This window comes from Streptomyces sp. PTL18, from assembly GCF_059510295.1.
Map to the genome: position 1 here is coordinate 938,789 of NZ_JCAJZO010000001.1, position 25,402 is coordinate 964,190.

19 protein-coding genes are annotated in these 25,402 nt (G+C 73.9%); 11 read left to right on the forward strand and 8 right to left on the reverse strand.

What is annotated here, in order from left to right:
- Nucleotides 1-32: 32 nt before the first annotated feature.
- The 3 genes from AC5WS8_RS04285 to AC5WS8_RS04295 form a co-directional block, all read right to left on the reverse strand.
- Nucleotides 33-776 carry a DUF4352 domain-containing protein gene (locus AC5WS8_RS04285; RefSeq protein WP_496101881.1) on the reverse strand — a complete coding sequence of 248 codons (744 nt, stop codon included), beginning with the start codon at nt 774-776 and terminating at the stop codon, nt 33-35.
- Between the two features lie 321 nt (nt 777-1,097).
- The gene (locus AC5WS8_RS04290) at nt 1,098-1,781 is read right to left on the reverse strand and encodes an ABC transporter ATP-binding protein (protein WP_496101882.1); all 684 of its coding nucleotides are present in this window, start codon (nt 1,779-1,781) and stop codon (nt 1,098-1,100) included.
- Nucleotides 1,778-2,866 (reverse strand): ABC transporter permease, encoded by a 1,089-nt coding sequence (locus AC5WS8_RS04295; RefSeq protein WP_496101883.1) that lies wholly within the window; start codon nt 2,864-2,866, stop codon nt 1,778-1,780. Before AC5WS8_RS04295 ends, AC5WS8_RS04290 begins: the two co-directional genes overlap by 4 nt.
- Before the next feature lie 169 nt (nt 2,867-3,035).
- Here AC5WS8_RS04295 and AC5WS8_RS04300 point away from each other — a divergent pair, with 169 nt between their 5' ends.
- Together AC5WS8_RS04300 and AC5WS8_RS04305 are read left to right on the forward strand one after the other, a co-directional pair.
- Entirely contained in the window at nt 3,036-4,256 is a 1,221-nt protein-coding gene (locus AC5WS8_RS04300) for a sensor histidine kinase (protein ID WP_496101884.1), read from the forward strand.
- The gene (locus AC5WS8_RS04305; protein WP_496101885.1) at nt 4,253-4,891 is read left to right on the forward strand and encodes a response regulator; all 639 of its coding nucleotides are present in this window, start codon (nt 4,253-4,255) and stop codon (nt 4,889-4,891) included. Before AC5WS8_RS04300 ends, AC5WS8_RS04305 begins: the two co-directional genes overlap by 4 nt.
- A gap of 124 nt (nt 4,892-5,015) precedes the next feature.
- On the opposite strand, the gene AC5WS8_RS04310 is transcribed toward AC5WS8_RS04305, so the two are convergent.
- Together AC5WS8_RS04310 and AC5WS8_RS04315 are read right to left on the reverse strand one after the other, a co-directional pair.
- Entirely contained in the window at nt 5,016-7,880 is a 2,865-nt protein-coding gene (locus AC5WS8_RS04310) for an ATP-binding protein (protein WP_496101886.1), read from the reverse strand.
- Nucleotides 7,881-9,090: 1,210 nt separating this feature from the next.
- Nucleotides 9,091-9,600, reverse strand: coding sequence for a helix-turn-helix domain-containing protein (locus AC5WS8_RS04315; RefSeq protein ID WP_496101887.1), 510 nt, complete (start codon nt 9,598-9,600; stop codon nt 9,091-9,093).
- Between the two features lie 228 nt (nt 9,601-9,828).
- Here AC5WS8_RS04315 and AC5WS8_RS04320 point away from each other — a divergent pair, with 228 nt between their 5' ends.
- Complete coding sequence (locus AC5WS8_RS04320) at nt 9,829-12,540, forward strand: AAA family ATPase (protein WP_496101888.1); 2,712 nt, start codon at nt 9,829-9,831, stop codon at nt 12,538-12,540.
- Between the two features lie 67 nt (nt 12,541-12,607).
- Entirely contained in the window at nt 12,608-15,505 is a 2,898-nt protein-coding gene (locus tag AC5WS8_RS04325) for a helix-turn-helix transcriptional regulator (RefSeq protein ID WP_496101889.1), read from the forward strand.
- 209 nt (nt 15,506-15,714) lie between these two features.
- On the opposite strand, the gene AC5WS8_RS04330 is transcribed toward AC5WS8_RS04325, so the two are convergent.
- Entirely contained in the window at nt 15,715-15,933 is a 219-nt protein-coding gene (locus tag AC5WS8_RS04330) for an acyl-CoA carboxylase epsilon subunit (RefSeq protein ID WP_496101890.1), read from the reverse strand.
- Nucleotides 15,934-15,978: 45 nt separating this feature from the next.
- Nucleotides 15,979-16,758: a thioesterase II family protein gene (locus AC5WS8_RS04335; protein WP_496101891.1), complete on the reverse strand. Its 780-nt coding sequence runs from the start codon at nt 16,756-16,758 to the stop codon at nt 15,979-15,981.
- A gap of 292 nt (nt 16,759-17,050) precedes the next feature.
- On the opposite strand from AC5WS8_RS04335, the gene AC5WS8_RS04340 reads away from it, so the two are divergent.
- From AC5WS8_RS04340 to AC5WS8_RS04370, 7 genes are all read left to right on the forward strand, one after another.
- A complete protein-coding gene (locus AC5WS8_RS04340) occupies nt 17,051-17,902 on the forward strand; it encodes a metallophosphoesterase family protein (protein WP_496101892.1) in 852 nt (283 codons plus the stop codon).
- Nucleotides 17,899-18,912: a 4'-phosphopantetheinyl transferase family protein gene (locus tag AC5WS8_RS04345; RefSeq protein ID WP_496101893.1), complete on the forward strand. Its 1,014-nt coding sequence runs from the start codon at nt 17,899-17,901 to the stop codon at nt 18,910-18,912. The genes AC5WS8_RS04340 and AC5WS8_RS04345 overlap by 4 nt, the downstream gene beginning before the upstream one ends.
- A 61-nt stretch (nt 18,913-18,973) precedes the next feature.
- Nucleotides 18,974-20,506: an NDP-hexose 2,3-dehydratase family protein gene (locus tag AC5WS8_RS04350; RefSeq protein ID WP_496101894.1), complete on the forward strand. Its 1,533-nt coding sequence runs from the start codon at nt 18,974-18,976 to the stop codon at nt 20,504-20,506.
- Nucleotides 20,490-21,251 carry an NAD-dependent epimerase/dehydratase family protein gene (locus AC5WS8_RS04355; protein WP_496101895.1) on the forward strand — a complete coding sequence of 254 codons (762 nt, stop codon included), beginning with the start codon at nt 20,490-20,492 and terminating at the stop codon, nt 21,249-21,251. The genes AC5WS8_RS04350 and AC5WS8_RS04355 overlap by 17 nt, the downstream gene beginning before the upstream one ends.
- A 336-nt stretch (nt 21,252-21,587) precedes the next feature.
- Nucleotides 21,588-22,556, forward strand: coding sequence for an ABC transporter ATP-binding protein (locus AC5WS8_RS04360; RefSeq protein WP_496101896.1), 969 nt, complete (start codon nt 21,588-21,590; stop codon nt 22,554-22,556).
- Nucleotides 22,557-22,559: 3 nt separating this feature from the next.
- Nucleotides 22,560-23,327, forward strand: coding sequence for an ABC transporter permease (locus AC5WS8_RS04365; RefSeq protein WP_496101897.1), 768 nt, complete (start codon nt 22,560-22,562; stop codon nt 23,325-23,327).
- Nucleotides 23,328-23,426: 99 nt separating this feature from the next.
- Entirely contained in the window at nt 23,427-24,203 is a 777-nt protein-coding gene (locus AC5WS8_RS04370; protein ID WP_496101898.1) for an FkbM family methyltransferase, read from the forward strand.
- 93 nt (nt 24,204-24,296) lie between these two features.
- Here AC5WS8_RS04370 and AC5WS8_RS04375 read toward each other — a convergent pair whose 3' ends face one another.
- The gene (locus AC5WS8_RS04375) at nt 24,297-25,355 is read right to left on the reverse strand and encodes a ketoacyl-ACP synthase III family protein (protein ID WP_496101899.1); all 1,059 of its coding nucleotides are present in this window, start codon (nt 25,353-25,355) and stop codon (nt 24,297-24,299) included.
- Nucleotides 25,356-25,402 lie beyond the last annotated feature (47 nt).

Consider the following 25,402-nt stretch of genomic DNA (forward strand, 5'->3'; position numbering starts at 1 on the left):
GCGGGAACGACCGGGCCGGATTCAGCGCCGGGTCAGGACAACTTCCATTCCCCGGTCTGATTCGCGAATCCCGAGTCCATCGTGAACTGGACCGTCGCCGCCTTCGAGCCCTTGGGGACCTCGAACACGATCCAACCCAGCGCCTTCGCGCCCGGCTTGAGCCTCACATCGGCGGACATGGACGGCCCGGCGGTGATGTCGGCGAACGTCGGCTCGAACTGCTGCCCCTGCCTGTCGGCAACCTGGGCGCCGTTGGACGGGCTGTCGCTGTAGACGGCAGTGCCGGTGTTGACGAGCCGGAACTGCACGCCGACGTACCGCTTCCCGGCATCGGGGGTCATGAAGTCGTCGCTGGACTTGGCAGGGTCGACCATCTTGACGACGGTCACGTCGAGCCGGCTGCCGTCCTGCGTGCCCGTCACCGTGATGGTGTCGCCGACCTTCGCCACGTCGGGCTTCTTCGCGGCCGGCTTCTCCGTGGCCTTCTGCCGACCGCCGCCCGTACCTGCGGTGGCAGAGGTCTTCGCCTGCGGCTTGTCCGTGACGGTGCTGCCGCCGCCGCTGCCGGCCACCGCAGCGATGATGCCGATGACGACGGCTACGGCCACGAAGCCGAGACAGCCGAAGCCGATCACCTTGCCTGCGTTGGACTTCTTCGGCGGCTGCGGCTGAAACGGCGGCGGCGTGCCGTAGCCAGGGTGCTGCGGGCCACCCCAGCCGGGCTGCTCCGGTCCGTTCCAGCCGGGCTGCTGCTGCGGGTACTGCTGTTGGCTCATGGTCCCCCCATGGTTCGTGTTGTACGTGTGATGGACACGTGAAGGACCGGTATGGTTGCACGATTCACGCAAAAAAGTGGAGGGGTGAAGGCAACCTGTGGTGCCCAACTTGCATCCGCCCTCACGCAGTACGCCCGCTCCCGCACCCTGTCCTGTGTCGCCCGGCGAGCACGACCGCCAGTTGCGCCGGTGGAAGAGCCGCGTCACGAAGCCGCGCCTCCGAACAACAACCTCCCGCGCGCAGCCGCCCCCGCTGCGAAGGGCAGCGGGGGCGGGCCCTGTGTGCTGCGACCCGCTCCCGGGCCTGTGGGCGTCGGGGGGTCAGCGGGCTGCTGCGGGCAGGTGGAGGCGGCCGTCGTGGACTTCGGCGGTCTGGTCGACGGCGGTGAGGTGGGTGCGGTCGTGGGTGACCAGGACGGTGGCGGTGGCCCGCTGGTGGGTGAGGCGGGTGATCAGGTCGATGACGGCGGCGCCGCGTTCGTGGTCGAGGGCGCTGGTGGGTTCGTCGACCAGGAGGACGGTGGGGTCGTTCATCAGGGCGCGGGCGATGTTGACGCGCTGACGCTGACCGCCTGAGAGCTGGTGGGGCCGTCGGCCGGCTTGGGCGGCCAGGCCGACCGCGTCGAGGAGTTCCATCGCGCGGCCCCGGGCGGTACGGGGCTTGCGGCCGTCGATCTGTGCCATGGCCTGGAGTTGTTCGGCCGCGGTGAGGGAGGGCAGCAGGTTGGGCTGCTGGAAGACGATGCCGATCTTGTGGCGGCGCAGTTCGGTGAGTTCGCCGCGGGTCATACCGGCGGTGGAGGTGCCGTCGATGGTGACGGTGCCGGAGTCGGGGGTGATCAGGGTGGCGGCGACGGCCAGCAGGCTGGACTTGCCGGAGCCGGAGGGCCCGACGACGGCGGTCAGGCTGCCCTTGGGGACCTCCAGGCCTACCTGGTCGAGGGCGGTCAGCCGGGAGTCGCCGTCGGGGTAGGTGAGGGTGATGTCGGTCAGGGTCAGGCTCATCGGGCGCTCCCCAGGGCGGTCAGCGGGTCGACGGAGGTGATACGGCGGATGGACAGGGCGGCCCCGAGCGCGCCGAGCGCGATCATCACGGCGGCGGGAAGCAGAACCGTGGCGGGTGTGAGGAGGAACGGCACGGCCGAGCCGGCCACGACGGCTCCCAGGGCGGCGGCGATGCCGGTGCCGAGCAGGGTGCCGCCGGTAAGCAGGACGACGGCCTGGCCGAGCGCGTCCTTCAGCAGGCCCGCGGTGGAGGCTCCGAGCGCTTTGAGAACGGCGACGTCGCCGCTGCGCTGGATGGTCCACACGGTGAAGAAGGACCCGACGACGAGGGCGGAGATGGCGAACAGGAAGCCGCGCATCAGTTCCAGCGAGCCGTTCTCGGAGGTGTAGGAGCCGATGGCGGACAACGAGTCCTCGGTGGAGACCGTCCTGGTGCCGGTCTGCTGGTCGGTGGCCGCCACATCGGCCCCGGAGGTGGTGTTCAGGGCGATGACGGTGGCGGCCGGGCCCTCACCGCTGCCGGTGGGCGGCGCGGTCTTCTGCCACACGTCGAGGCTGGTCCACAGGACCGGGGCGTGGCTGAAGTAGGCATCGCCCCGCACGGCGGCCACCGTCAGCTGCTGACCTGCCAGGGTGAGGGAGTCGCCGGCCCTCACGCCCAGGTCGTCGGCGGCTGCGGCAGACAGCACCACCGCGCTGTCACCGATCTTGTCGCTCTCCGGGGCGAGGCGAGACCCTGACCGGACGCCGAAGGCGGAGACTCCGACGCTCCTGTTCCCGGCTGTGGCCTTGGTCGTGGTGATCCCCAGCGGTTCGGCGCTTTCGACGCCGGGCGCCCTGGACCACTGCTGCCACTGCGCTTCGGTGACGGTGGAGTTGGAGTACGACAGGTCCTGCCCGCCGCCGGGAGCCTGGAAGGCGATCTTGTCGGCGGGCAGTTCCGTGATCGCGGAGATGTTCTGTCGGCCCAGTCCGGCCGTCAGTCCGGACAGCAGCCCGACCAGCAGGGTGATCAGTACGATGACGGTCCCCATCAGGGCGAAGCGCCCCTTGGCGAACTTCAGATCTCTCCAGGCGACAAACACGGCCTCGGCCTGTCCTTTCCGACGGTGGAAGCGGGCCTTCACCGTCGCCGCCGGCCTCCCGTGTGCGCGTCTGGCCCAGGAGGGCACTTCGCGGGCCGGAAGACGGCACGCGGGTTCCAACTTTCGATGGAGGCACCTCGGGCACCCGCCTCCGTAGCCTGGGAGCACTGTGAACACCGCTGCTCCCGCCCCGACCCCGACCACCCGCGCCCTGGCTTGGTGCCTGCACCTGCTGATCATCGGCCTGCTCGCCCTGGCCGCGGTCCGTGCCGCGACCGACGGCCTCCCCCACGCGGGACCGATCGGTGCCGCAGCGGCGGCGTGCGCTGCGGTGTACGTCGTCGGACCGCTCCTGCCCCGCATCCGCCGCTCCCGTCCCGCCGCAGCCTGGTGGCTGGCCGCCGTGGGCGCGGTGTGGCTGGTGCTCCTGTCCCTCACATCCGACGCCGTGTGGGTGGCCTTCCCGCTGTACTTCCTCCAGCTCCACCTGCTGCCACGCCGCGCCGGACTGGCTGCGGTGATCGCCACCACCATGGCGGCCATCACCGCCTTCGCCGCCCACACCGGCACCTTCAGTCCGGCCATGGCGATCGGTCCCGCGCTCGGCGCCGCCGTCGCCGTCGCCGTGGTGTGGGGCTACCGGGCCCTGTACCACGAGAGCGAACGACGCAGGCAACTGATCGAGGAGCTCACCGACACCCGCGCGGACCTCGCCCGGGCCCAGCACACCGCAGGTGTGCTCGCCGAACGCGAACGTTTGGCCCGCGAGATCCACGACACCCTCGCCCAGGGGCTCTCCAGCATCCAACTGCTGTTGCGCGCCGCCGAACGTGCGCTGCCCGACCGGCCCGACGCCGCTGCCCGCCACGTCGACGCGGCACGCCAGGCAGCCGTGGACAACCTCGCCGAGGCCCGCCGCTTCGTCGCCGCCCTCACCCCGCCCACTCTGGAAGGCACCACCCTGGCCGGCGCCCTGGAACGTCTGTGCACCACCACGTCCGCCCGCCACCGTCTCACCGCGCGCTTCCTTCTCACCGGTGACCCCGTATCGCTGCCGACCGCGCACGAGGTCGCTCTCCTGCGCATCGCCCAGTCCGCCCTCGCCAACACCGTCCGCCACGCCGAGGCCACCACCGTCGACGTCGCCCTCAGCCACCTGGGGGACCACATCGCCCTCGACGTGGTCGACAACGGGCACGGCTTCGACCCCGGGCAGCTGCCCGCGCCCGACCCCGAAGGCGGAGGCTTCGGCCTGGCGGCCATGCGCGCCCGCATGCACGCCCTCGGCGGCACCCTGACCATCGCATCAGCTCCCGGTCACGGCACCTCCCTGGCCGCCCGGCTCCCTCTCACCCCGCCCACCAAGACCGAGCCCGAGGTTCGCCCGTGACCGACGACGCCCCCATCCGCCTCCTCCTGGCCGACGACCACCCCGTCGTACGAGCCGGGCTGCGCGCCGTGTTGGAGACCGAACCCGGCCTCGTCGTCGTGGCCGAAGCCGCCACCGCCGAGGACGCCGTCACACGCGCCGCGGAAGGCGATGTCGACGTCGTGCTGATGGATCTGCAGTTCGGCAAGGGCATGGGCGGCGCAGAGGCCACCGCCCGGATCACCGCCCGCCCGGGCGCCCCCCGCGTGCTGATCGTCACCACCTACGACTCCGACGCCGACACCCTGCCCGCCATCGAGGCCGGCGCCACCGGCTACCTCCTCAAGGACGCCGAGCCCGAGGATCTGGCCGCCGCCGTCCGCACCGCAGCCGCCGGACGCACCACACTGGCGCCCACGGTCGCCGACCGGCTGATGAACCGGCTGCGCACGCCGGGCACCGCCCTGACCCGGCGCGAGACCGAAGTCCTCGCCCTGGTCGCCGACGGCCTGTCCAACCAGGCCGTCGGCGGTCGCCTCCACCTGACCGAAGGAACCGTCAAGTCCCATCTGGCCCGCATCTACGTCAAGCTCGGCGTCGACTCGCGCACCGCCGCCGTGGCTACCGCCACCGATCTCGGCTTCATCCGCCGCTGACCCGAGGGCGTGCGGGCGAGATCAGCACTGAGCCTGGCAGCCGTTGCGGACAGTTGATTCTCTTGCATGACCGGTTGCCGGAGATTCGGGACCGCTGCCCGTCCGCCCGTCTGCCGGTGGTCGTTCAGCCGTCGGTACGGGTGTCGGTCCCGGTGTCGGTGAGGGCTGCCGCGATCTGATGGCGGCCCCGGATGCCGAGTTTGCGGTAGACGCTGGTCAGGTGGAACTCGACGGTGCGCTGGGTGAGGAACAGGGCTTCCGCTATCTCCCGGTTGGTGGCGCCCGCGGCGGCGCGCTCGGCAACCTGGCGCTCGCCGCCGCTGAGGGACTCGGCGGGCGAGGTGGTGCCGCGCCGCAGCCGGCCGCCCGCGGCGGCCAGGACCGGCCGCACCTCGTCGAGCAGCAGTTTGTCCCCGCACAGGACCGCCACGTCGATGGAACGGTGCAGCCGGGTTCGGGCGCCCTGGGCGTCGCCGCGGTCGAGCAAGCGCCGTCCGAGGAGGTGTTCGGCGCGGGCGTGCTCCAGTCGGCCGGGGCTCCTGCCGAGCAGGTCGGAGGCCTCGGTCAGGTGGTCGAGGCCGGTGTCGCCCGGGGTGAGGACACCGCGTGCCAGGGCCAGCATGCCGCGCGCCCGGACGGTCCCCCACTCCTCGACCGGCGCCGCGACGCGCTCGACGACGGCGTGCCCCTCGTGCTCGCGTCCGAGCCGGGCCAGCAGCTGGGCGGCGTCGAACCACCAGGGCGCCAGTACGGGGTTGCCGATACCGGCCGCGGCGAGGCTGTCGCCGCAGCGCAGCAGGTCGTCCACCGCGCCTTCGAGGTCGCCCAGGACTTCCCGGGTGCGGGCGCGGGTCATCAGGTAAGTGTGGTACTCGAGGGTGAACTGCTCCAGCCGGGGCCGCTGGATCTCGTCGAGGAGCTGCTGTGCCTTCTGCGGTTCGCCGCGCCGCACATGGACGGCGGCGAGGGCGCACTGCGGGGAGACCGAGGTCCGCACCTGCAGCTCCCGGGCGAAGAGGTCGTGGGAGAACTGCGCGTCGGACAGGGCCTGGGTGACGTTCCCGGCCCACAGGTGCAGCTGGGCGCGGGTCGTGGAGACGAGGGCACACTGCCAGGCCTCGCCGCGGGCCCGGGCCTGGGCGAGGAGCGTGCTCAGCGCGGCCTGGACGGGTTCGATCTCGTCCGCCAGATACAGGGTGAGGGAGGCGCCGAGCGCTCCCCAGCCACCCCGGGGGCCGTCGCCGAGGCGCAGGACCCGCTCGGCGGCGGGTACCAGCTCGACGGCGGGCCGGCCCTCCAGGGTACGCAGCGCGCACAGCATGCCCAGCAGCAGGCGTTCGTCCGGTGTCTCGCCGGGCGGGGGCGTGTAGTCGCGGAAGCGGCGGCTGATCCGGCCGACGGTCGACGTCTCGTCAAGGCCGGAGATCAGCACCATGGCCTCCACGCGGGCGCGCAGGGCCTGGTCGGCGGGGGACGCGCCGAGTTCCCCGACGGTCACGTCGAGGGTCTCGTCGACGAGGTCCAAGGCGCGCAGTGAGTTGTGGGCGCCGAGCGAGGTGACGCCGTACTGCAGGACCAGCCGGCAGCGGGTGCGGGGGTCGGTCGGCCGGGACAGCGCGTGTTCGAGGTGGCGCAGGGCGGTGCTGGGCGCGAGGTGCGCGAAGACTCTGGCCGAGTGGGACAGCAGGTCCAGGTCGTCGGGGGCGTGGCGCAGGGCGCGGGTCAGGTACTGACCGGCCGTGGCGGGCGCGCCCCGCAGTTCGGCGCCGAGGGCGGCGGAGCGCAGAGCGGTGATCATCCAGGGCTCGGGGCTGGCCGGGAGCAGCATGAGCTGGACGGCGACCTCCTCGACGGGGCGTCCGGCCTCGTCGAGGAGCCGGGCGGCACGCTCGTGCAGCGCGGCGCGCTCGGCGGGCCGCAGGGTCTGCAGGACGGCCTGCCGGATGACGTCGTGCCGGTAGGCGAGGGCGTCGGGCCGCAGCAGGCCGGCCGCACGCAGGTCCTCGACGACGCGCTGGGCGGGCTCGGGCTGGGTGCCGGCGAGGGCGGCGACCGTTTCGACGGTCTCCTCCTCCAGGACGGCGACGGCCCGTGCCACGGCGAGCCGTTCGGCCGAGAGTCGATCGATCTGGAGGCGGGCCACCAGTCCGAGGTCGGCTCCCTCGTCGACCGCGTCACCGGGCCCGGTGAGCGAGTCGCGTTCCTTCCACCGGTGGGCCAGCAGGTGCACGAGGAGGGGGATGCCGCCGGTGATCCGCATGCAGGTGTCGACGAGTGCGGCGTCGGGCCGGCCGCCGAGGACATGGGCGAGGAGCTCTCCCACCGCTTCCTCGCCGAGCGGGTGCACGTCGAGGGTGCGGCAGGAGGGGACGTCGGCCATCTCCTCCAGTGCGGCGGGCACCGCCTCCTCGGCCTCGGTGCGCAGGGTGAGGAGCAGTACGACCGGCAGGTCCTCGGCGCGTCGCAGCAGGAAGCCGAGCCAGCGCAACGACGCCTCGTCGCACCACTGGAGCTCGTCGACGGCGAGGACGACCGGGCGCTCGGCGGCGAGTCCCGCGGTGAGCCAGTACAGGCCCTGCATCACGGCGTAGAGGTCGGCGGGGACGGCGTCCGCGGTGCGGCCCGGGGTCAGGGCGGGCAGGGCCAGGCGGGCGCTGCCGCGCAGCAGCGGGTGGCTCGCGGTGTTGCCCTCGGTCAGGTGCAGCGGTGCGAACAGCTCCCGGACGGCCTCGTAGGCGCCGCTGCCGTTCTCCGGGCACTTGGCGGTGAGCACGCAGACGTCGGCGGCGGCCAGTTGCTCGGTCACGGCGTCGATCGCGGCAGTCATCAGCCGGGTCTTGCCGACGCCCGCGGGGCCGCGCAGCAGCACCGCCCGGCCGGCGCCCTTGACCTGCTCGCGGATGAGGGACAGTTCCGCGTCCCGGCCGACGAGCCGCGGCGGGTCCTCGGCGTCCGCGGTCTCTCTGTTTCCGGCGCTGAGCAGGGCCACCGCGACTCCTAACACACCGCCCGGCGGACACGGCGGTGCCGGTCCGTTCGTGGGCTTCATCGATGGGGGGTTGTTCCGGGAGGCGGTCACGGGACCCGCCTCGTGGTGCGGTCGGTTCCTCGCGTCCCCGGCGAGCCGGCTCCGCCCCGGACATCGCGTCGGTGGACGGAGGACCGAGGTGTGCGGGGGCGCGCGGGGAGGGACGCGGTCGGGTCGAAACCGCGTTGTCCCGCTGGTCGTCGGGGTCGCGCGATCACCGTATCAGGGGTGGTGCGGACCGCTGCCGGCTCCGCTGCGCGGTCGGCGACGGCTGCGATACGGCTGCTGGCCTGTTCGGGCACGGATACCGGTCGTTCGGGCATGGAGATACGGGTGTCGGGCGGTGCGTCCCTCACGCCGACCGGTCGGGTCGGCGGTGGGAGCCGCGGGGTCAAGGGTGTTGACCGGAGTCTTCCTCGCATTCGGCCGGTCGGGCCGCGAGGAGTGGGGCGGGCGTCCGGGGCGGTGGGCGGGTGCGCCGATGCGGGCACGGGCAGAGAAGCATTCGGGCACGTGCGCGCTGCTCGTCTCGAGCGTGGGCCGGGGTTGGGCCCCTGGGCCGGGGGTGGGCCGTGGGCCAAGGTTGAGCCCCTGGACCAGCCTTGGGCGCGCGGGCCGGGATCGGGCCCGTGGACCGGGATCGGGTCCCTGGGCCGGGGTTGGGCGCGCGGGCCGGGGTTGGGCCCGTGGGCCAAGGTTGGCGCGCGGCGGGGGTTGGCGCGCGGGCCAACATGAGGCACGTGGGCCGGGGTTGGGCCCGTGGGCCGGGGTTGGGCCCGTGGGCCGGGGTTGGGCCCGTGGGCCGGGGTTGGGCCCGTGGGCCGGGGTTGGGCCCGTGGACCGGGGTTGGGCCCGTGGACCGGGATTGGGCCCGTGGACCGGGATTGGGCCCGTGGACCGGGATTGGGCCCGTGGACCGGGATTGGGCCCGTGGGCCGGGAGGCCGAGGTTGGCGCGCGGCGGGGGTCGGGCGCGCGGGTCGACGCGTTCGAGGGGACGAGGGTGGTCGCTTCGGGCCGGCAGCGGAGGGGGTGGGGCTGCGGCCGGCGTCCTCGCCGGGTCTCCGGGGTTTCCGGGCGACGCGTCGGGGTGAGGTCTCCGGGTCCGGGGGTGCGTCGGGGCGGGGTCTGCGGTCCGGGGTGGTCCGGGCGCGAGACCCACGAGGACGGCGTCAGAAGGCCGCCGCGGCGACGCGTCGGGGCGGGTGGAACGCGGCCGGGGGCGGCAAGAGTGCGGGGAGCGGCTGGTGGGTGCGGACGTCGGCCGCGTCGTGTCCGGCGAGGCGGGCGCTGTGCTGGAGGCGGGTCACGGCGACGACGGCGAGGGCCGCGCGCAGGGTGGCGAGGCCGCGCAGTCCCTCCGGGCGCTGACCGGTCAGCAGGGCGATCCGCTGGAGCCGGCGGTCGAGGGTGTTGCGGTGGATGCCCAGGCGCAGACAGGCCCGGTGGCGCACTCCGTCGGCGGCGATGAGGGCGGCGAGGGTGTCCCAGAGCACGGGGTGCTCGTGCAGCGGCTCGACCATGCGGACGAGGCGTTCGGAGACGGCGGGGTTGGCCGCGGCGCCGTACTCGACCAGGACGTCGTCGAGTTCGTACACGCCGGGTGGGCAGCCGAGCGCGAGGAGGGTGGCGCAGATGCCGTCGACGATCGACAGCCCGCTCTCGTCGGGCAGTTCCCGCACGTCGTCGACCCCCCGTGACCGCCCCCCACACAGAACATCCGGTGGCACCGTGAATCTCCTTCCGGCCCCGTCGGCCACTCGTCCCCTGAACCGCGGCTGCCCAGGACCCGACCCGCGTTTACCGGACCCGCTCCCCCTTCCCGGCAGGGCCGCGACGTCCGTCCGGTCCGCCACCGGCCCGACCCGGCCGAGGCGCAAGCGCTCGCACACCGCCGGGGGTGAGCCCCGATGAGCGCAACGGGCCATCTGCCGTCCGCGCCCGCCGGACGGCTGCTGCGCGAGCGGGCCACCCAGGACGGTCTCGCGCCGCTGCACGGGCGGGACGCCGAACAGGCGGCGCTGGTACACCTGCTGACCCGGCTCGCCGCCGGCCACGCGGGGGTGGCCGTCCTCCACGGAGTCCCGGGCAGCGGACGCAGCAGGCTCCTGCGGCGCGGCATCGCCTTCGCGCGCGCGGCCGGGGTCCAGGTGCTCACCGCACTGGGCTCGGCGTCGTCGGCCCACACCCCGTACGCCTTCGTGGCGCAGCTGCAGCCCAGGGCCTCCACGTCCGGCGCGGCCCGGGCGGCGACACCGTACGAGGAGAAGTCCGTGGCGGGTCGGTGCCGCGATCTGCTGGCCGCCGCCCATCGGCCGACGCTCCTCGCCCTGGACGACGTGCAGTGGGCGGACCCCGAATCCGTGGAAGTCATCGGGGGACTGCTGCGGCGGCTCGCCTCGGCGCCGCTCGGTGTGCTGATGACCGTCACCGGCACCCGCGGCGAGTTCCCCGACCACTGCGCCGCGCTGGTCGACCAGGCGGCCTTCTGCCAGGACGGCGGGGGCCTGTTGCTGGAACTGGGGCCGCTCGGTGCACCGGAGGTCCGCTCGCTGTTCACCGCGACGCAACTGCCCCAGCCGGCCGGGCCGCACGATGCGTGGTGGGAGCAGGCCGCCCGGATCAGCCGGGGCAGTCCCTGGCTTCTGCGGCCGGTACTGGACGAACTGCGCCGCGAGCCGCACGAGATGACCGCCGCCCAGCTCAGGGCGGCGTTCGCCGAAGGGATCGAGACGGCTCGTTCGGAACTGGCGAGGCAGACGGTCGCGCGGCTGGCGCAGGCGCCGCTGACGCTGCTGCGCGGCCTGACGGTGTGCGGGGGGTTGGTGCCCGTGGACCGGGTGGCCGCGCTCGTCGGCCTCGACGCGTCGGAAGTGCCCGGCGCACTGCGGGCATTACGGGCGCACGGGCTGGTCGACGGCGGTGACCCGCCGCGGCCCGCGCTCACGGAGCGCACCGCCTCCGTGCTGGCCGGGGTACCCGCCGAGGCCCGCGCACGGCTGCGTGCGGACGCGGCCCGCTGGGCCCACCGGTGCGACGCCGCCGAGGAGGACGTGGCCACGCTGCTGCTGAGCACCGGTCCGCTGGGCGACCCCTGGGTGCCGTCGGTGCTGCGGCGCGTCGCCCGGCTTCGTCTCGCGCGGGGCCGGCACGCGGAGGCGGCCGAACTGCTGGAACGTGCGCTGCGCGAGCCGCTCACCGGGGCGGAGCGCGCCGAGGCGCTGCTGGAGGCCGCCGAGGCGTACGCGGTGACCGCGCCGGAGGCGGCACAGGTGCGGATCGGCAAGCTGCTGTCCGGCGCACCGCCCCGCCCAGGGCTGCGCGCCGCCGCCACCGACCTCGTCCTCGCCCGCGGCGAACCGGTGGGCATACCGGTGGGGCCGGTCCCGTCGTACGACGACGGCGCACGGCCTGCGCTCCCCTCGTGTGCCGACGGCGGCGACCGGACGGCGGACCTGCTGCGGTGGGCGAAGGGCGCCTCCTGGGACGACGACGTCGCACAGACGGACCGCCCGGCCGGTGGCGGGCGCCGGGCCAGCGAGGGTTCCCCGCGGCACGGCATCCCGGTCCGGCCGGGTCGTGCACGCCACGCCCGCCCCGGCGGGGGACTCGCCGCCGTGGGCCCGGCGCACGGCAGGGCCGCCCCGGCATACGACACCGCGCACGCGCACCCCGGCACGGCGGACCCCGGTTTCGATCCGGCGGCGTGGGCGGCCGACGCCTGGCGGCAGGCGATGCGGGGCCACGACGCCACCGCCGTACGGGAGATGGGCCTGGAGGTGCTGCGGGCGCCGCTCGACGGGCCACTGTTCCCCCGGTTCGCCGCGGCCTTCGTGCTGTCGCTCGCGGACGCGCACTCCGCGGCGCGTGACGCGCTGGACGTCACGCTCGCCGAGGCGGGCAAGCGGGCCAGCCCGACGGTCGTCGCGACGGGCCTGCTGCTGCGGGCGCGGTTGAACCTGCGGGCGTGCGACCCGGACACGGCCGCGCGCGACCTGGCCGCCTGCCGTTCCCTGGCGCCGCCGCACGTGTGGCATCCCACCCGGCTGCCCGCGCTGCGGGCGGCGCAGATCCGGGTGCTGATCGCCCGGGAGCGGTTCTCCGAGGCCGACCGGCTGGCCGCCGAGGAGCTGCCGCCGGGCGCCGAGGAGAGCAGCGACTGGACCGGGCTGCTGTACAGCCGCGCACAGCTCATGCTGTGCCGGGGGCGGCCCCGGCAGGCGCTGGCCGAGGCGGAGGAGTGCGGCCGGCGGCTGTCGGCGCGCGGCTGGCACAACCCGGCGCTGCTGGCGTGGCGTTCACTCGCGGCGCTGGCCCATCTCGGCTGCGGCGACGAGGACCGGGCGGCCGAGCTGTTCGCGGAGGAGCTGCGGCTGGCCGAGCGCTGGGGCACCGACTCCGCGCTCGCCTGGACCGAGCTGCGTCGCGGCCTCGCCGCCCCCGCCCCGCAGGCGACCCGGCTCACCGAACGCGCGCTGCGCCGGCTCGGCCGTACCCCTGAGGCCCGCCGGTTCGCGCAGACCCTCGTCGCCCGGGAGACCGCCGGGCTGCGCCCGTCGGCCCGGGCGGACGTCCCCGCGTCCGGGGCCCGGCGGCTGAGCGACCACACACGTGCGACCTGACGTTCCCCGGCTCGTCGCTCCTCCCCATCCCCCACGCTCAACCACACCGCGCAAGGAGGCCGCTGGCATGCTGCTTGAGCGGCAGAACGAACTGAAGGTGGCGGCCGAGGCCCTGCGGCTCGCCCGGCACGGCAGCGGGTCGCTCATCGTGATCAGCGGCCCGCCCGGCATCGGCAAGTCCGCGCTGCTGGCGGAGATCGGAGAACTGGCCGCACGGCTCACCGCCGGGCCGTCGCCCGGCGCGGCGGGTCCGCCCCGCGCCCTGGTGATGCGGGCGTACGCCGCCCCGGCCGAGCGCGGCTTCCCCCTCGGTGTGACCCGGCAGCTGCTGGAGCCGGTGCTGACGTCAGGCTCGTTCGTGGCCCGGTGGTGTTCCGGGCCGGCGCGGCCCGCCCTCGCCTTCCTCCAGGGCGACCCGGAGTCGCTCCGGCAATCCACGGGGACGGTCGTGCGGGCGCTGCTGTCGATGGTGGAGAACATGACTCTCGACCGGGTGCCGGTGCTCCTCGTCGACGACGTGCACTGGGCCGACGAGGAGTCGCTGGAGTGGCTGGACGAGTTGGTCAGGCAGGTGACGCACCGGCGGATCCTGGTGGCGGTCACCCTCTGCGAGGGAGAGCCCGCGGCGGAGCACCAGGGGGTCCGGCGGCTCGCCGCCGCCGAGCACACGCTGCTGCCGGCCCCGCTCGGTGCGGCCTCCGTCGACGGGCTGCTGCTGGAGCGGCTGGGTGTGCCGGCCGACCCGGAGTTCACGGCGGCGTGCCACGAGGCCACCCGGGGGAACCCGCTGCACCTGGTGTCACTGCTGCAGGAGTGCCAGACCCGCGGCGTGGCGCCGGTGGCCGCCGAGGCGTCCGCGGTGGCGGCGATGGTGCCGCCGGCACTGCGCCGCAGACTCCTGCTGTGTCTGCGGGAGCAGCCGCCGTTCGTGCTCGCCGCGGCCCGGGCGCTGATGGTCCTCGGGGACGACGCCGACCGGCAGGTGGTGGGCGAACTGGCCGGGCTGGACCCGGTGGACCTGGACGAGAGCCTGTGGCGGCTGCGCCGGCTGGCGCTGGTGACCCGGCAGGACACCCTGCGGCTGGCCCACCGGGCGGTGCACGAGGTCATCGACGAGGGCACCTCCCCGGACGAGCGCAACCGTCTGCATCTGCAGGCCGCCGCCCTGCTGCGCTACCGGGGCAGCGCGCCCGAGCGGGTCGCCGGTCATCTCCTGGCCGCGACGGCGCAGTTGGACGACGATGCGGTGGCCGTGCTGCGGCGCGCCGCCGACACCGCGGTACGGCGCGGGGCGCCCGAGACCGCCGCCCGCCATCTGCGCCGGGCCCTGCGCGACATCCCGCCGCACAGCGAGGCCCGGGCCGGGCTGCTGGTGGAACTGGCCCATGTGGAGCGCAGCTTCGCCCCGTCGGTGGCCGTGCGGCACGTGGCGCAGGCCTTCCCGCTGCTGCCCGGCCCGCTGGCCCGCGCACAAGCGCTCGCGGCGCTGACGCCCGTCGCGCCGGCGGCCACGCTGATGTCGCTCACCGATCTGCTGCGGCGCACGGCGGACGAACTCGGCGCGGTGGACGAACTCGCGGGCACCGGGGAATCGACGGCCGTCCACCGCTCGTTGCAGCAGCGCCTGCAGGCCCGGATGTACTACCTGTGCGAGAACGACCCGGACGTGCTGGCGACGGCCGCGGACCGGCTGTCCCGGCTGGAGGTGCGGCCCGAGACGGCGACCGGCGAGCAGCGGGAGCTGCTGGTCGCCCTGCTGCACGCGGCGACCGTCTCGGCGGGGCTGTCGGCCGCGCGCGCCGGGGCGCTCGGCCACCGGGTGCTGGACCACGAGCCGGCCTCCGCCGCGCACGTCCACACGATGCTGCCGCTGCTGGTGCCGATATCGGTCGCCGCGGACTCGGTGGCCGGGCTGCTGCCCTGGCTGGACAAGGCGCTGGTGGACGCCGTACGCCGGGGCGGACGGCTGGAGGAGTCGGTGGTGCTGGCCGAGCAGGCGCTGGTGCTGCTCGCCCAGGGCCGGCTGGCGGCCGCGCGGGAACGGGCGGTGCGGGCCGGCGCCACCGTCGCCCCCGAGGAGGCCACGACGCTGTCCGCGCTGGCCCTGGTCACGGTGGCGCTGCGGTCGCGGGAGCCAGAGCTGGTCGCCGCGGTGCCGGAACGCTTCCGCGGACTGCACGAGAACTGCGAACTCGCCGCGCTGCTCACCCTGGTCCGCGGCATGGAGGCCGAGGCCCGCGACGAACCGGCGGCGGCCGTGGAGCACTACCTCGACGCCGGGTACGCCCTGGACCGGGCGGGCTGGCGCAACCCGCTGGTGGTGCCCGCGGCCTACTGGGCGGCCCGCACCCTGCACCGTACCGGCGAGACCGACCGGGCCGAGCAACTGTCCGAGCATTACCTCGAGCAGGCGCGCCGATGGGGCGCCCCGTCGGCGCTGGGCCGTGCGCTGGCGCTCAGGGCCGAGGTGGGCGACGAGGCCGCCGCGCCCAGGCTGCTGCGCGAGGCCGCCGGGGTGCTGGAGGACTCGGCCGACCTGCGCAGCCGGGCCGCGGTGCTGCTGCGGCTCGCGGAGACGGTGGCGCCCCGTGACGCCGCCGAGGCGGAGGCCGCGCTGCGCCGCTCCCTTGAGCTGGCCAGGGACTGCGGCGCGGAGCGGATCGCCTGCCGGGCGCAGGAGATGCTGGGACCGGCGGCGGCCGGCGTCACCGCCCGCACCCCGCTGACGTCCGCGGAACGGCTGGTGGCGCGGATGGCCGTTCAGGGTCTGACCAACCAGGCGATCGCCGACTCCCTCGGCGTCTCCCGCCGGGCCGTGGAGAAACACCTGACGAACTGCTACCGCAAGATGTCCACCTCCGGCCGGTCGGGCCTGGCCACCGCCCTGGCTGAGGCAGGTCTCCTCGACAGCACCGACGCCCCTGGTGACCTGGCCGAGGCCGTGCGGCCCCAGGGGGCGGCGTGACGCGGAGGGGCGGCCTTCGCGAGGGCGGTCCCCGACGAGGAGGGTTCCCCGACGGGGGAAGCGCCCGAACGCGAGGGCGACCCGATGTGCCTCCCGGCCCCGGGCGCAGCCTGACATCGAGGTGGCGGTCCCCTACGAGGGAGCGCGCCGCACGCGAGGTGCCCGGCATGCCCTCCGTCCCGGGCTTCGTCCGCGACGCGCCCGCGGGGTCAGGCCGGGGCCTGCCAGCTGAGCGGTGACTGGTAGAACCGGCGTCGTTCCAGGCGGTTCCAGCGGGCGGCGGTGCGGGGGCGCCGGTCGGTGTCACGGGTGTGGTCACGGGCCGTGGCGGCGCGGGCCAGCAGGAGCGCGGTCAGTGCCGCGAGTTCCTCCTGGCCGGCCACGCCCCGCTCGATCCGTACCAGAGCGGTGTCGTGGGGTCTGTTCACGTGTCCCTTCTCTCGTCCGGGCCGTCGGGGACCGCCCGGCCCGCGTCAGCGGGCCTGCGCGGCGGCCCGGGCGGCCTGTGCGGTGAAGTGTTCGTCGAGGATCTTCAGCACGTCCGCGGCGCGGCTGTTGAGGTAGAAGTGGCCGCCGGGCAGGACGTGCAGGCCGAAGCCGGCGGTGGTGTGCTTCTGCCAGTCCTCGGCCTCGTCGACGGACGTCTTGGGGTCGCTTTCGCCGACCAGCGCGGTCACCGGGCAGGCCACGGTGGCACCCGGCTCGCACCGGTAGGTCTCCACCGCCTTGTAGTCGCCGCGCAGCGCGGGCAGGATCATCCGGATCAGCTCGTCGTCGCCCAGCAGCCGGTCGTCGGTGCCGCTCATCGCCCTGACCTCGGCGATGATGCCGTCGTCGCCGCGCTGGTGCACGTTCTCGTCGCGGTACCGGGAGGGCGCGCGCCGGCCGGACGCGAAGAGCCGCACCGGGCCGCCGCCGTCCCGCTCGAACCGCCGGGCCACCTCGAAGGCGACGAGCGCGCCCATGCTGTGCCCGAAGAAGGTCAGCGGGCGGTCGTCCCAGCCGCGCAGGGCCCCGTACACCTGGTCCGCGAGCGCGCCGATGTCGTCGATCAGCGGCTCGTTGCGCCGGTCCTGTCGGCCGGGGTACTGCACGGCGACGACGTCGACGCGCGGGCTGAGGGCCGTGGCGACCGGAAGGTAGTAGCTGGCCGAGCCGCCCGCGTGGGGGAAGCAGACCAGACGGTGGGCGGCCTCGGGAGCCGGGTGGAAGCGTCGGCACCACAGGCCGTCGTCGGCGGGGGAAGCGCTCACGCTGCTCGTCCGTCCTCTGTTCGCGGGCCACCGTACGCTGCGCGGGCCCGTTGGCTGGCGGGGATCTGCCGCCACTATCGGGCACGTCGGCGGCCCGGACGGCCCCGGCGGGGGAAGTCTGGGCGTTTCCCCTGTCCTTGGCCGCGGGGGCCCGTTGCGCGTTGTGCGGGCGCGCGGGCCGGTGGCATAAAGCTGACCGCCGGCCGCGGATCGACGCGCCGGACGTACGACGAGGAGTTCCCATGCCCACCATCCCGGATCCCCGGCCCGCGACCGGTACGGCGGCCCCGCAGTGAGCCGTGATGCGGGCGGCAGGCTCTTCGCCGTCAGCGACCTGCACGTCGCCTACGAGCAGAACCGCGCCGTCGTACGGGAGTTGCGGCCGCCCGACCCGTCCGACTGGTTGATCGTCGCCGGTGACATCGGCGAGCTGACGGCGGACGTGGAGTGGGTGCTGCGGCTGCTCGCCGACCGGTTCGCGAAGGTGGTGTGGGTACCGGGCAACCACGAGTTGTGGACGCATCCGGACGACCCGGTACCCCTGCGCGGCGATGCCCGCTACCGGCGCCTGGTCGAACTGTGCCGCTCCCTCGGCGTGTTGACGCCCGAGGACCCGTACGTCACGTGGCAGGGCCCCGACGGGCCGGTGGTGATCGCGCCGCTGTTCCTGCTGTACGACTACTCGTTCCTGCCGCCGGGTGCGACGGGCGGCGCCGACGCGCTGGCCCGCGCGGAGAAGGCGGGCGTGGTCGCGACCGACGAGTTCCTGCTGCACAGCGACCCCTACCCCGACCGGGCGGCCTGGTGCCGGGCGCGCCTCGCGTACACCCGGGAGCGGCTGGACGCCTGTCCCCCGGACCTGCCGACCGTGCTGGTGAACCACTTCCCACTGGTGCGCGAGCCCACCCGGATCCTGCGCTACCCCGAGTTCGCCCTGTGGTGCGGGACCACCGCCACCCACGACTGGCACCGCCGCTACCGGGCGGCGACCGTCGTCTACGGCCATCTGCACATTCCGCGGACCACCTGGCACGATGGCGTGCCGCACCGCGAGGTGTCGCTGGGCTACCCCCGCGAGTGGCAGGCCCGCGCCATGCCCGATCCCCTGTTGCGCGAGATCCTGCCCCGGCGAGGTGCCCGATGACGCCGCTGATGCGCCGGCTGCTGCCGGACGTGGCGGAAGTGACCGAGGTGCGCGGCGAGTTGTCGGCACCGCCGCTGTTCCCGGAGGAGGAGGCGGTGGTCGCGCGGTCGGTGGGCGAGCGCCGACGGGAGTTCGCCACCGGCCGGCGCTGCGCGCGGCTGTCGCTGGCCGCGCTGGGCCTGCCGGCGCAGCCGCTGCTGTCCGGGCAGCGCGGGGAGCCGCTGTGGCCGGAGGGAGTGGTCGGCGCGCTCTCGCACTGCGCCGGCTACCGGGTGGCGGCCGTGGCCCGCGCCACGGACCTGGCGGCGCTGGGCATCGACGCGGAGACGGCCGCCCCGCTGCCCGACGGCGTGCTGGAGGCCGTGTCGCTGCCCGTGGAGCGCGCCGAACTGGCCCGGCTGCGGGCCTCGGAGCCGCACGTGCCGTGGGACCGGCTGCTGTTCAGCGCGAAGGAGTCGGTCTACAAGACGTGGTTCCCGCTGGCCGGCACGATGCTCGGCTTCGACACGGCCCGACTGAGCTTCGCCGTCGTGCCGGACTCCGGGAGGAGCGGGGTGCGGGGCACGTTCTCGGCGCGGCTGCTGAACCCGCTGCCGCCCGCGTTCGCCGATGCGATCGGCGGGCCCGTCCTGGACGGGTGGTGGCTGGTCGACGAGGGGCTGGTGCTGACCGCGATCGCGCCGCCCGTACGCCGTACGACCACCGGCCCCGGCGACGAGACGTCCGCGGACCGGACCGGGCCCGGCACCTCCCACCCGGCCGGGCCCGGCACCTCCCACCGGTCCGCGGTCACCCCTCCCGGACCGCTCCCGGCCGGCGCCTCGGCCGGCCGCGTCGCCGGTACGACCCGCCCGCCCGCGGCGGACGCGCACCGGCCTCCGGCGGACGCCTTCCGGGTGTCCGCGGCCGGCAGCTGCCCGTCTCCGCCGGCCGGCCACTCCCGCCCGAAGGGGGCCGACAGGTCGCCCCCGCCGACCGCTGGTCCTTCCCGCCCGCCCGCGCCCGCGTAGTTCCCCCCGCGTCCGCGGCGGGGTGCCGCGGGCCGACATCGATCCGAGTGGAGAGACAGCGATGCCCCAGCTCAACGCGACCGGTCCCGGCTCCCCCAGCGAGGCGGTCGTCGCCGCGCGGCTCGCTCTGTCCGCGACGGCGACGGGCGGCGAGGCCATGTCCGACGTCGAGTTCTTCGAGTGGATGGACGCACGACGGCCCCGGCACCGCCAGGAGGTGAGCCGCACCACCTTCGCCGAGCTGTCCGGCTGGCACTTCGCCCCGGAGACCGGTGATCTCGAGCACCGCAGCGGGCGCTTCTTCTCGGTGCGCGGCCTGCATGTACGCACCGACTTCGGTCCGGTCCCCGAGTGGAGCCAGCCGATCATCCGGCAGCCGGAGATCGGCATCCTCGGTCTCGCGGTGCGCGAGATCAACGGAGTGCTGCACTGCCTGATGCAGGCGAAGGCCGAGCCCGGCAACGTCAACGGCGTGCAGCTGTCGCCGACGGTGCAGGCCACGAAGAGCAACTACACGCGGGTGCACGGGGGTTCGGCCGTGCCGTACGTGGAGTGCTTCCGGGAGCCGTGGGAGCGCGGACACCGGGTGCTGGCGGACGTGCTGCAGTCGGAGCAGGGTTCGTGGTTCTTCTGCAAGCGCAACCGCAACATGGTCGTCGAGGTGGGCCCCGAGGTGGAGGCCGGCGAGGACTTCTGCTGGCTGACGTTGCGTCAGGTCCACGCGCTGCTGCGGTACGAGAACCTGGTCAACATGGACGCCCGTACGGTGCTGTCCTGTCTGCCCGACTGGCAGCACGGCCCCGGCCCCTCCCCCGCGCTCCACTCCGACGTGGCGATCCGCAACTGGATCACCGCCCAGCAGAGCGAGCGCGAGGTCTGCGCGGAGCTGGTGCCGCTGCGGGAGATCGAGAGCGAGGGCTGGCACGTCGACGAGGACCGCATCGCACACGAGCGGGGCCTGTACTTCAGCATCGTGCCCGTGGACGTCTCCTCCGACCGGCGCGAGGTGGCGTCCTGGTCGCAGCCGCTGCTGGAGCCGCACGGCACGGGCGTGGTGGCGATGCTGGTGCGCCGGATCGACGGCGTGCCGCACTGCCTGGTGCGCGCCCGCGTCGAGCCCGGCTATCTGGACGTCATCGAACTGGGCCCCACCGTCCAGTACACCCCGGAGAACTACGCCCACCTGCCGGCCTCCGCCCGCCCCCGCTTCCTGGGCCTGGTGGAGCAGGCACGGCCGGAGCAGATCCTGTTCGACACCGTACTGTCGGAGGAGGGCGGCCGGTTCCTCGACGCGCAGAGCCGCTACCTGATCGTGGAGGCGGACGGCGACGGGCCGGACGACATCCCGGACGACTACCGGTGGGTGACCCTCCGTCAGCTCGGGGAACTGCTGAAGTACAGCCACTACGTGAACGTGCAGGCGCGGACCCTGGTCGTCGCCCTGCGGTCGGTGCCGGGCATCACCGCGCACCTGCCGGGCGCCCGAGAGGCACTCACGGTGCCCGCGGCGGCGTCGGCGGCGACGGTGGTCGCCACGACCGGCGCCATGGCCGGCACCATCGACGAACGGGCGGGGCATGCGGATCATCGGTGACGGCTTCCTCGCCCGCAATCTCGCCGAGGAGTTCGGCGACCGCTTCCCCGGCGTGACGGCGCTGGCCTGCGGCGTGTCCAGCACGTCCACCGCGGCGCCCGCCGAGTACGACCGCGAGGCGCGGGTTCTCTACGACGCGCTCGACGCCTGCGCCCGGCAGGGCCGGCAGCTGCTGTTCTTTTCCACGGCGTCCTTCTCGATGTACGGCTTCACGGACGACGGAGAGGCGGCGGAGAGCGACCCGGTGCGCCCGCCGAACACGTACGGGCGGCACAAGCTGGCACTGGAGAGCGTGGTGCGCTCCTCGGGTGTCGAGCACCTGGTGCTGCGCCTGAGTCACGCGGTGGGCGGCCATCAGCGCCCTCACCAGCTGCTGCCCACGCTCGTCCGGCTGATCGGCGTCGGCGAGGTGACCGTGCATCAGGGAGCCCACCGCGACCTGCTGGACGTGCGGGACCTGCTGCACGCGGTCGGGCGGCTCCTGGGGGACGGGGTGAGCGGCGAGGTGCTGAACGTGGCCTCGGGAGTCCCGCAGCCGGTGGAGTCCATCGTGACGGCGATCGAGGGGCGGCTGGGCGTCACGGCACGCCGGGTGGAGCGGCCCGGCTCCCCCGCGGTGACCCGGGTGTCGCTGAGGCGGCTGCGCCGGTTCGTGCCGGACTTCCGGGCCACGCCGGACGAGAAGTATCTGGACGCCCTGCTGGACGCCTATCTGCCGTACTACACGGCGCTCTCCGGGGCCTGACGCACCACCGCAGGCCCGAGCCGGACGCACCACCACCGACACCCGGCCGCACCCCCGCAGACCCCGGGCCCCACTCACCCACCGCGGACCCGGGCCGGAGGCACCACCACCGACACCCGGCCGCACCCCCGCAGACCCCGGGCCCCACTCACCCACCGCGGACCCGGGCCGGAGCCACACCGCGGGCGCGGCTGCTCGGCGCGCTGCCGGGGATGACAGGGCGCGCCGCCGCCGGCACCGGGGCAGCCGCTTCCGGGCGTTCCCCGCACTGCGAGAACCCCTAGACATTTGCCCCGCCCCCGGACTGGAGTCACCTGTTCCGCCTAGCGTGGCCGCATGATCGAGCTTGCGGGAGTGACCAAGCGGTACGGCCGCAAGGTGGTGGTCGACGACCTCACCTTCACGGTCCGGGCCGGCTGTGTGACCGGCTTCCTCGGGCCCAACGGCGCGGGCAAGTCCACCACGATGCGGATGATGCTCGGCCTGGACCACACCACGTCCGGCCGGGTCCTCATCGACGGACAGCCGTACGCGCGGCTGAAGGAGCCGCTGCGGCACGTGGGTGCCCTGCTGGACGCCAAGGCCATGCACGGCGGGCGCAGCGCGTACCAGAACCTCAGATGCCTGGCCCTCAGCAACGGCATCGCGCTCTCCCGGGTCGACGAGGTCCTGGAGGAGGTCGGCCTGACGTCGGTCGCCAAGAAGCGGCCCAAGGGTTTCTCCCTCGGCATGGGGCAGCGGCTCGGCATCGCGGCGGCGCTGCTCGGCGACCCGCAGATCGTGATGCTGGACGAGCCCGTCAACGGCCTGGATCCCGAGGGTATCCACTGGATCCGCACACTGATGAAACGGCTGGCCTCCCAGGGCCGTACGGTGTTCGTCTCCAGCCACCTGATGAGCGAGATGGCGCTGACCGCCGACCATCTCGTCGTCATCGGCCGGGGCCGGCTGCTCGCCGACACCGGTATGCAGGAGTTCATCGACCGCAACTCGCGCTCCTCGGTGCGCATCCGCACCCCCGAACCGGAGAAGCTGCGCGACGCGCTGGCCGCCGCGGGAATCGCCGCCGCCGAGAGCGGCACCGGCACGTTCGAGGTGAGGGACGTACCGTCGGAACGGCTGGGCGAGCTGGCGCTGGAGCACCGGATCCTGCTGCACGAGCTGAGCCCCCACAGCGCCTCCCTGGAGGAGGCCTTCATCGCCCTGACCGGTGAGACCACCGAATACCGCACCGGACCGCTCGCCACGGGGACCGTCCTGCCCGGCGGCCCGGTGGTGCCCGAGACCACGCGAACGGAGTCCTGAACCATGTCCGCACCCGTCGCGGCCCTCCGCTCGGAATGGGCCAAGCTCACCACGGTCCGCTCCACGGCGTGGACGCTGATCGCGGCCTTCGCCGTCACCGTGGCCTTCGGCACGCTCGTCAGCGCCCTGTCCAACGCCCGGTACGACGACCTGTCCCGGCAGGACAAGCTCACCTTCGACCCGGCCGGCACCAGCTTCACCGGCGGCGTCCTCGGCCAGCTCGCGATGATCGCGTTCGGGGTCATGGTGATCGGCGGCGAGTACAGCACCGGGATGATCCGCAGCTCGCTGGCGGCGGTGCCGCGCCGCGGCGTGTTCTACTTCAGCAAACTCGCGGTGGCGACCGGCGCGGCCCTCGTCGTCGGCATGGTGACCAGCTTCGTCACCTTCTTCGCCGGGCAGGCGGCGCTCGGTTCGCACAGCACCACCATCGGCGCCCACAACGTGCTGCGGGCGACACTGGGCGCCGGTCTCTACATGACGCTGATGGCCGTGTTCTCGATGGGCGTGGCGACGATGTTGCGCAGTTCCATGCTGTCCATGGGAATTCTCATGCCGTTCTTTTTCCTCGTGACGCAGATCCTCGCCTCGGTGCCCGGCGCCAAGAAGGTCGCTCACTATCTGCCGGACCAGGCCGGTGAGGCGATGGCCCGGGTGGTGCGCAACCCCGACGTGCCCTACGGACCGGGCGGCGGCCTGGTCATCATGCTGGTGTGGGTGACCGTCGCGGTGCTGGGCGGGTATCTGGTGCTGCGCGGCCGGGACGCCTGACCGCGTCGCGAACTCGTCGCCCGCGGACGGAAGTCTAGGAGATTGCCGGTGTTCCACACGGCACACTGAGCAGCAATTCCACGGCTCAGGGAGCATGTCATGACCGAGATCAGGTCAGTTCAGGTGGCGGACGGGTTCTCCGTCGTCGTGCCGCAGACGGAGGGCGCGCTGTTCTCCGAGGTCGACTTCATCCACAACGAGATATTCGTCGAACGCGCCTATCTCAGGCACGGCATCCGACTCTCCGACTCGTCACGGGTCGTGGACGCCGGAGCGAACGTGGGGCTGTTCTCCCTCTTCGTCAAGCAGGAGTTCCCGGGCGCGAAGATCCTCGCCTTCGAGCCGATCCCCACGATCCACCGGGCGCTGGTGGAGAACCTGGACGCCCACGGCGCGAAGGACGTGGAGGTGGTGCGCGCGGCGCTGGGCCGTCAGGCAGAGGAACGGGTCCGGTTCACCTTCTACCCGGCCATCCCCGGCAACTCCACCCGGTACCCGGAGCAGAAGAAGGTCGGCCAGGAACTGACCGTGTCGCAGATCGGTCAGGAGGCCGTGGACAGCATCATGGCCGGCATCGAGGTCGAGGCGGAGGTGCGCCGGCTCTCCGACGTGCTGCGCGACTGGGCGCCCGAGGGCCCGATCGACCTGCTGAAGATCGACGTCGAGGGCGCGGAGCTGGAGGTCATGGAGGGCCTCGACGCGGCCGACTGGCAGCGCGTGCGGCAGACCGTCATCGAGGTCCAGGACCTCGACGGCCGGCTGGACGCGGTGCGGGGCATCCTCGACGCCCAGGGCTTCGGTGTGACCGTCGAGAGCGCGGCGAACCTGCCGGAGGTCTTCCGCTACTCGATGGTGTACGCCCGCCGCGGGGACTGACCGCGACGGCGGCCACCGCGCCGGTAAGCGCAGCGACCCGGCACCTCCTCGGTGCCGGGTCGCCGTGTCGCCGGGCTCGGCCCGGCAGAGCGCTCAGGACGGCGTGTTCTCCTCCGCCCAGTCGGGCAGCTCCAGGACGGTCAGGACGGCGGAGGTGGAGACCCAGCCGGACGCCGAGGTGGTCATCAGGATGTGGTCGCCGGGCGACAGCATCCCGTTGAGGAGCAGGTGGTTGAGGGAGACCGCCATGTCGCAGGCGCCCATGTGGCCGTACTCCTTGCCGAAGTCCCAGGTGGAGCGGGACATCGGCAGGCCCAGCGGCTGCATCTTCATCTGGTCGATCATCCGCGAGTCGCTGTTGGCGGCCACCACCCAGCGCAGGTCGGAGGCGTTCAGCCCGGCGTCCACCAGCGAGCGGTGCACGAGGTCCAGCTCGAAGTCCCGGATCATCTCCATGCACTTGTCGAGCGGCATGACGTGCTGGTTGAAGTAGGAGAGCAGGTCCATCGTGCCGGACGCCTTGCGTTCCTCGCCGCGGAACGGCAGCAGCGACTCCTCGCCGCGGTGCCACTGCTCCAGCTCGGCCAGGGTCCCGGAGTTCACCGCGCGCAGCGCCGCGAAGCCGCTGTCGCCGCTGAGCAGGACGGCGGCGCCGCCGTCGCTGGCGGTGAAGCCGGTGCCGAAGCCGGTCCAGCGGTCGATCAGCGGGCTGGTGAAGTTCTCCGCCGCGGTGACCAGCGCCGTCTCCGCGCCGGCGGCGCCCGTCAGCCGGCCGACGGCGACCTCGATACCGGCCAGCAGGCCGTTGGAGTGCTGGCGCACGTCGGTGCCGGCGACGCCGCTCGCGCCGAGCTCGCGCAGGACGTAGCCGGGCGGGTAGAAGCCCTCGGGGCCGTGCTGCACCGCGGTGCAGTGGACGTGGAAGTCGAGGTCCTCGATGTCGTACGAGGACCGGCCGAACGCCTGCCGGGCGGCGAGGACCGCCATGTCGAGCGCGGGCAGGTCGCCCGCGATGTAGGCGGCGGTGAGCCCGGTGCCGTACTGGACGGAGTACTCGTCGTAGAGCCCCTCCTCGACCGCCTGCTCGACGCTCACCCACCGGTCCGGTATGTACGCCCCGACCGTGTCGACATAGACGCCGTCCGTCTTCATGAGTGATGGTTCTCCTTGTGTGTCGTGGGTCTGCCCCGGAGGGTGCC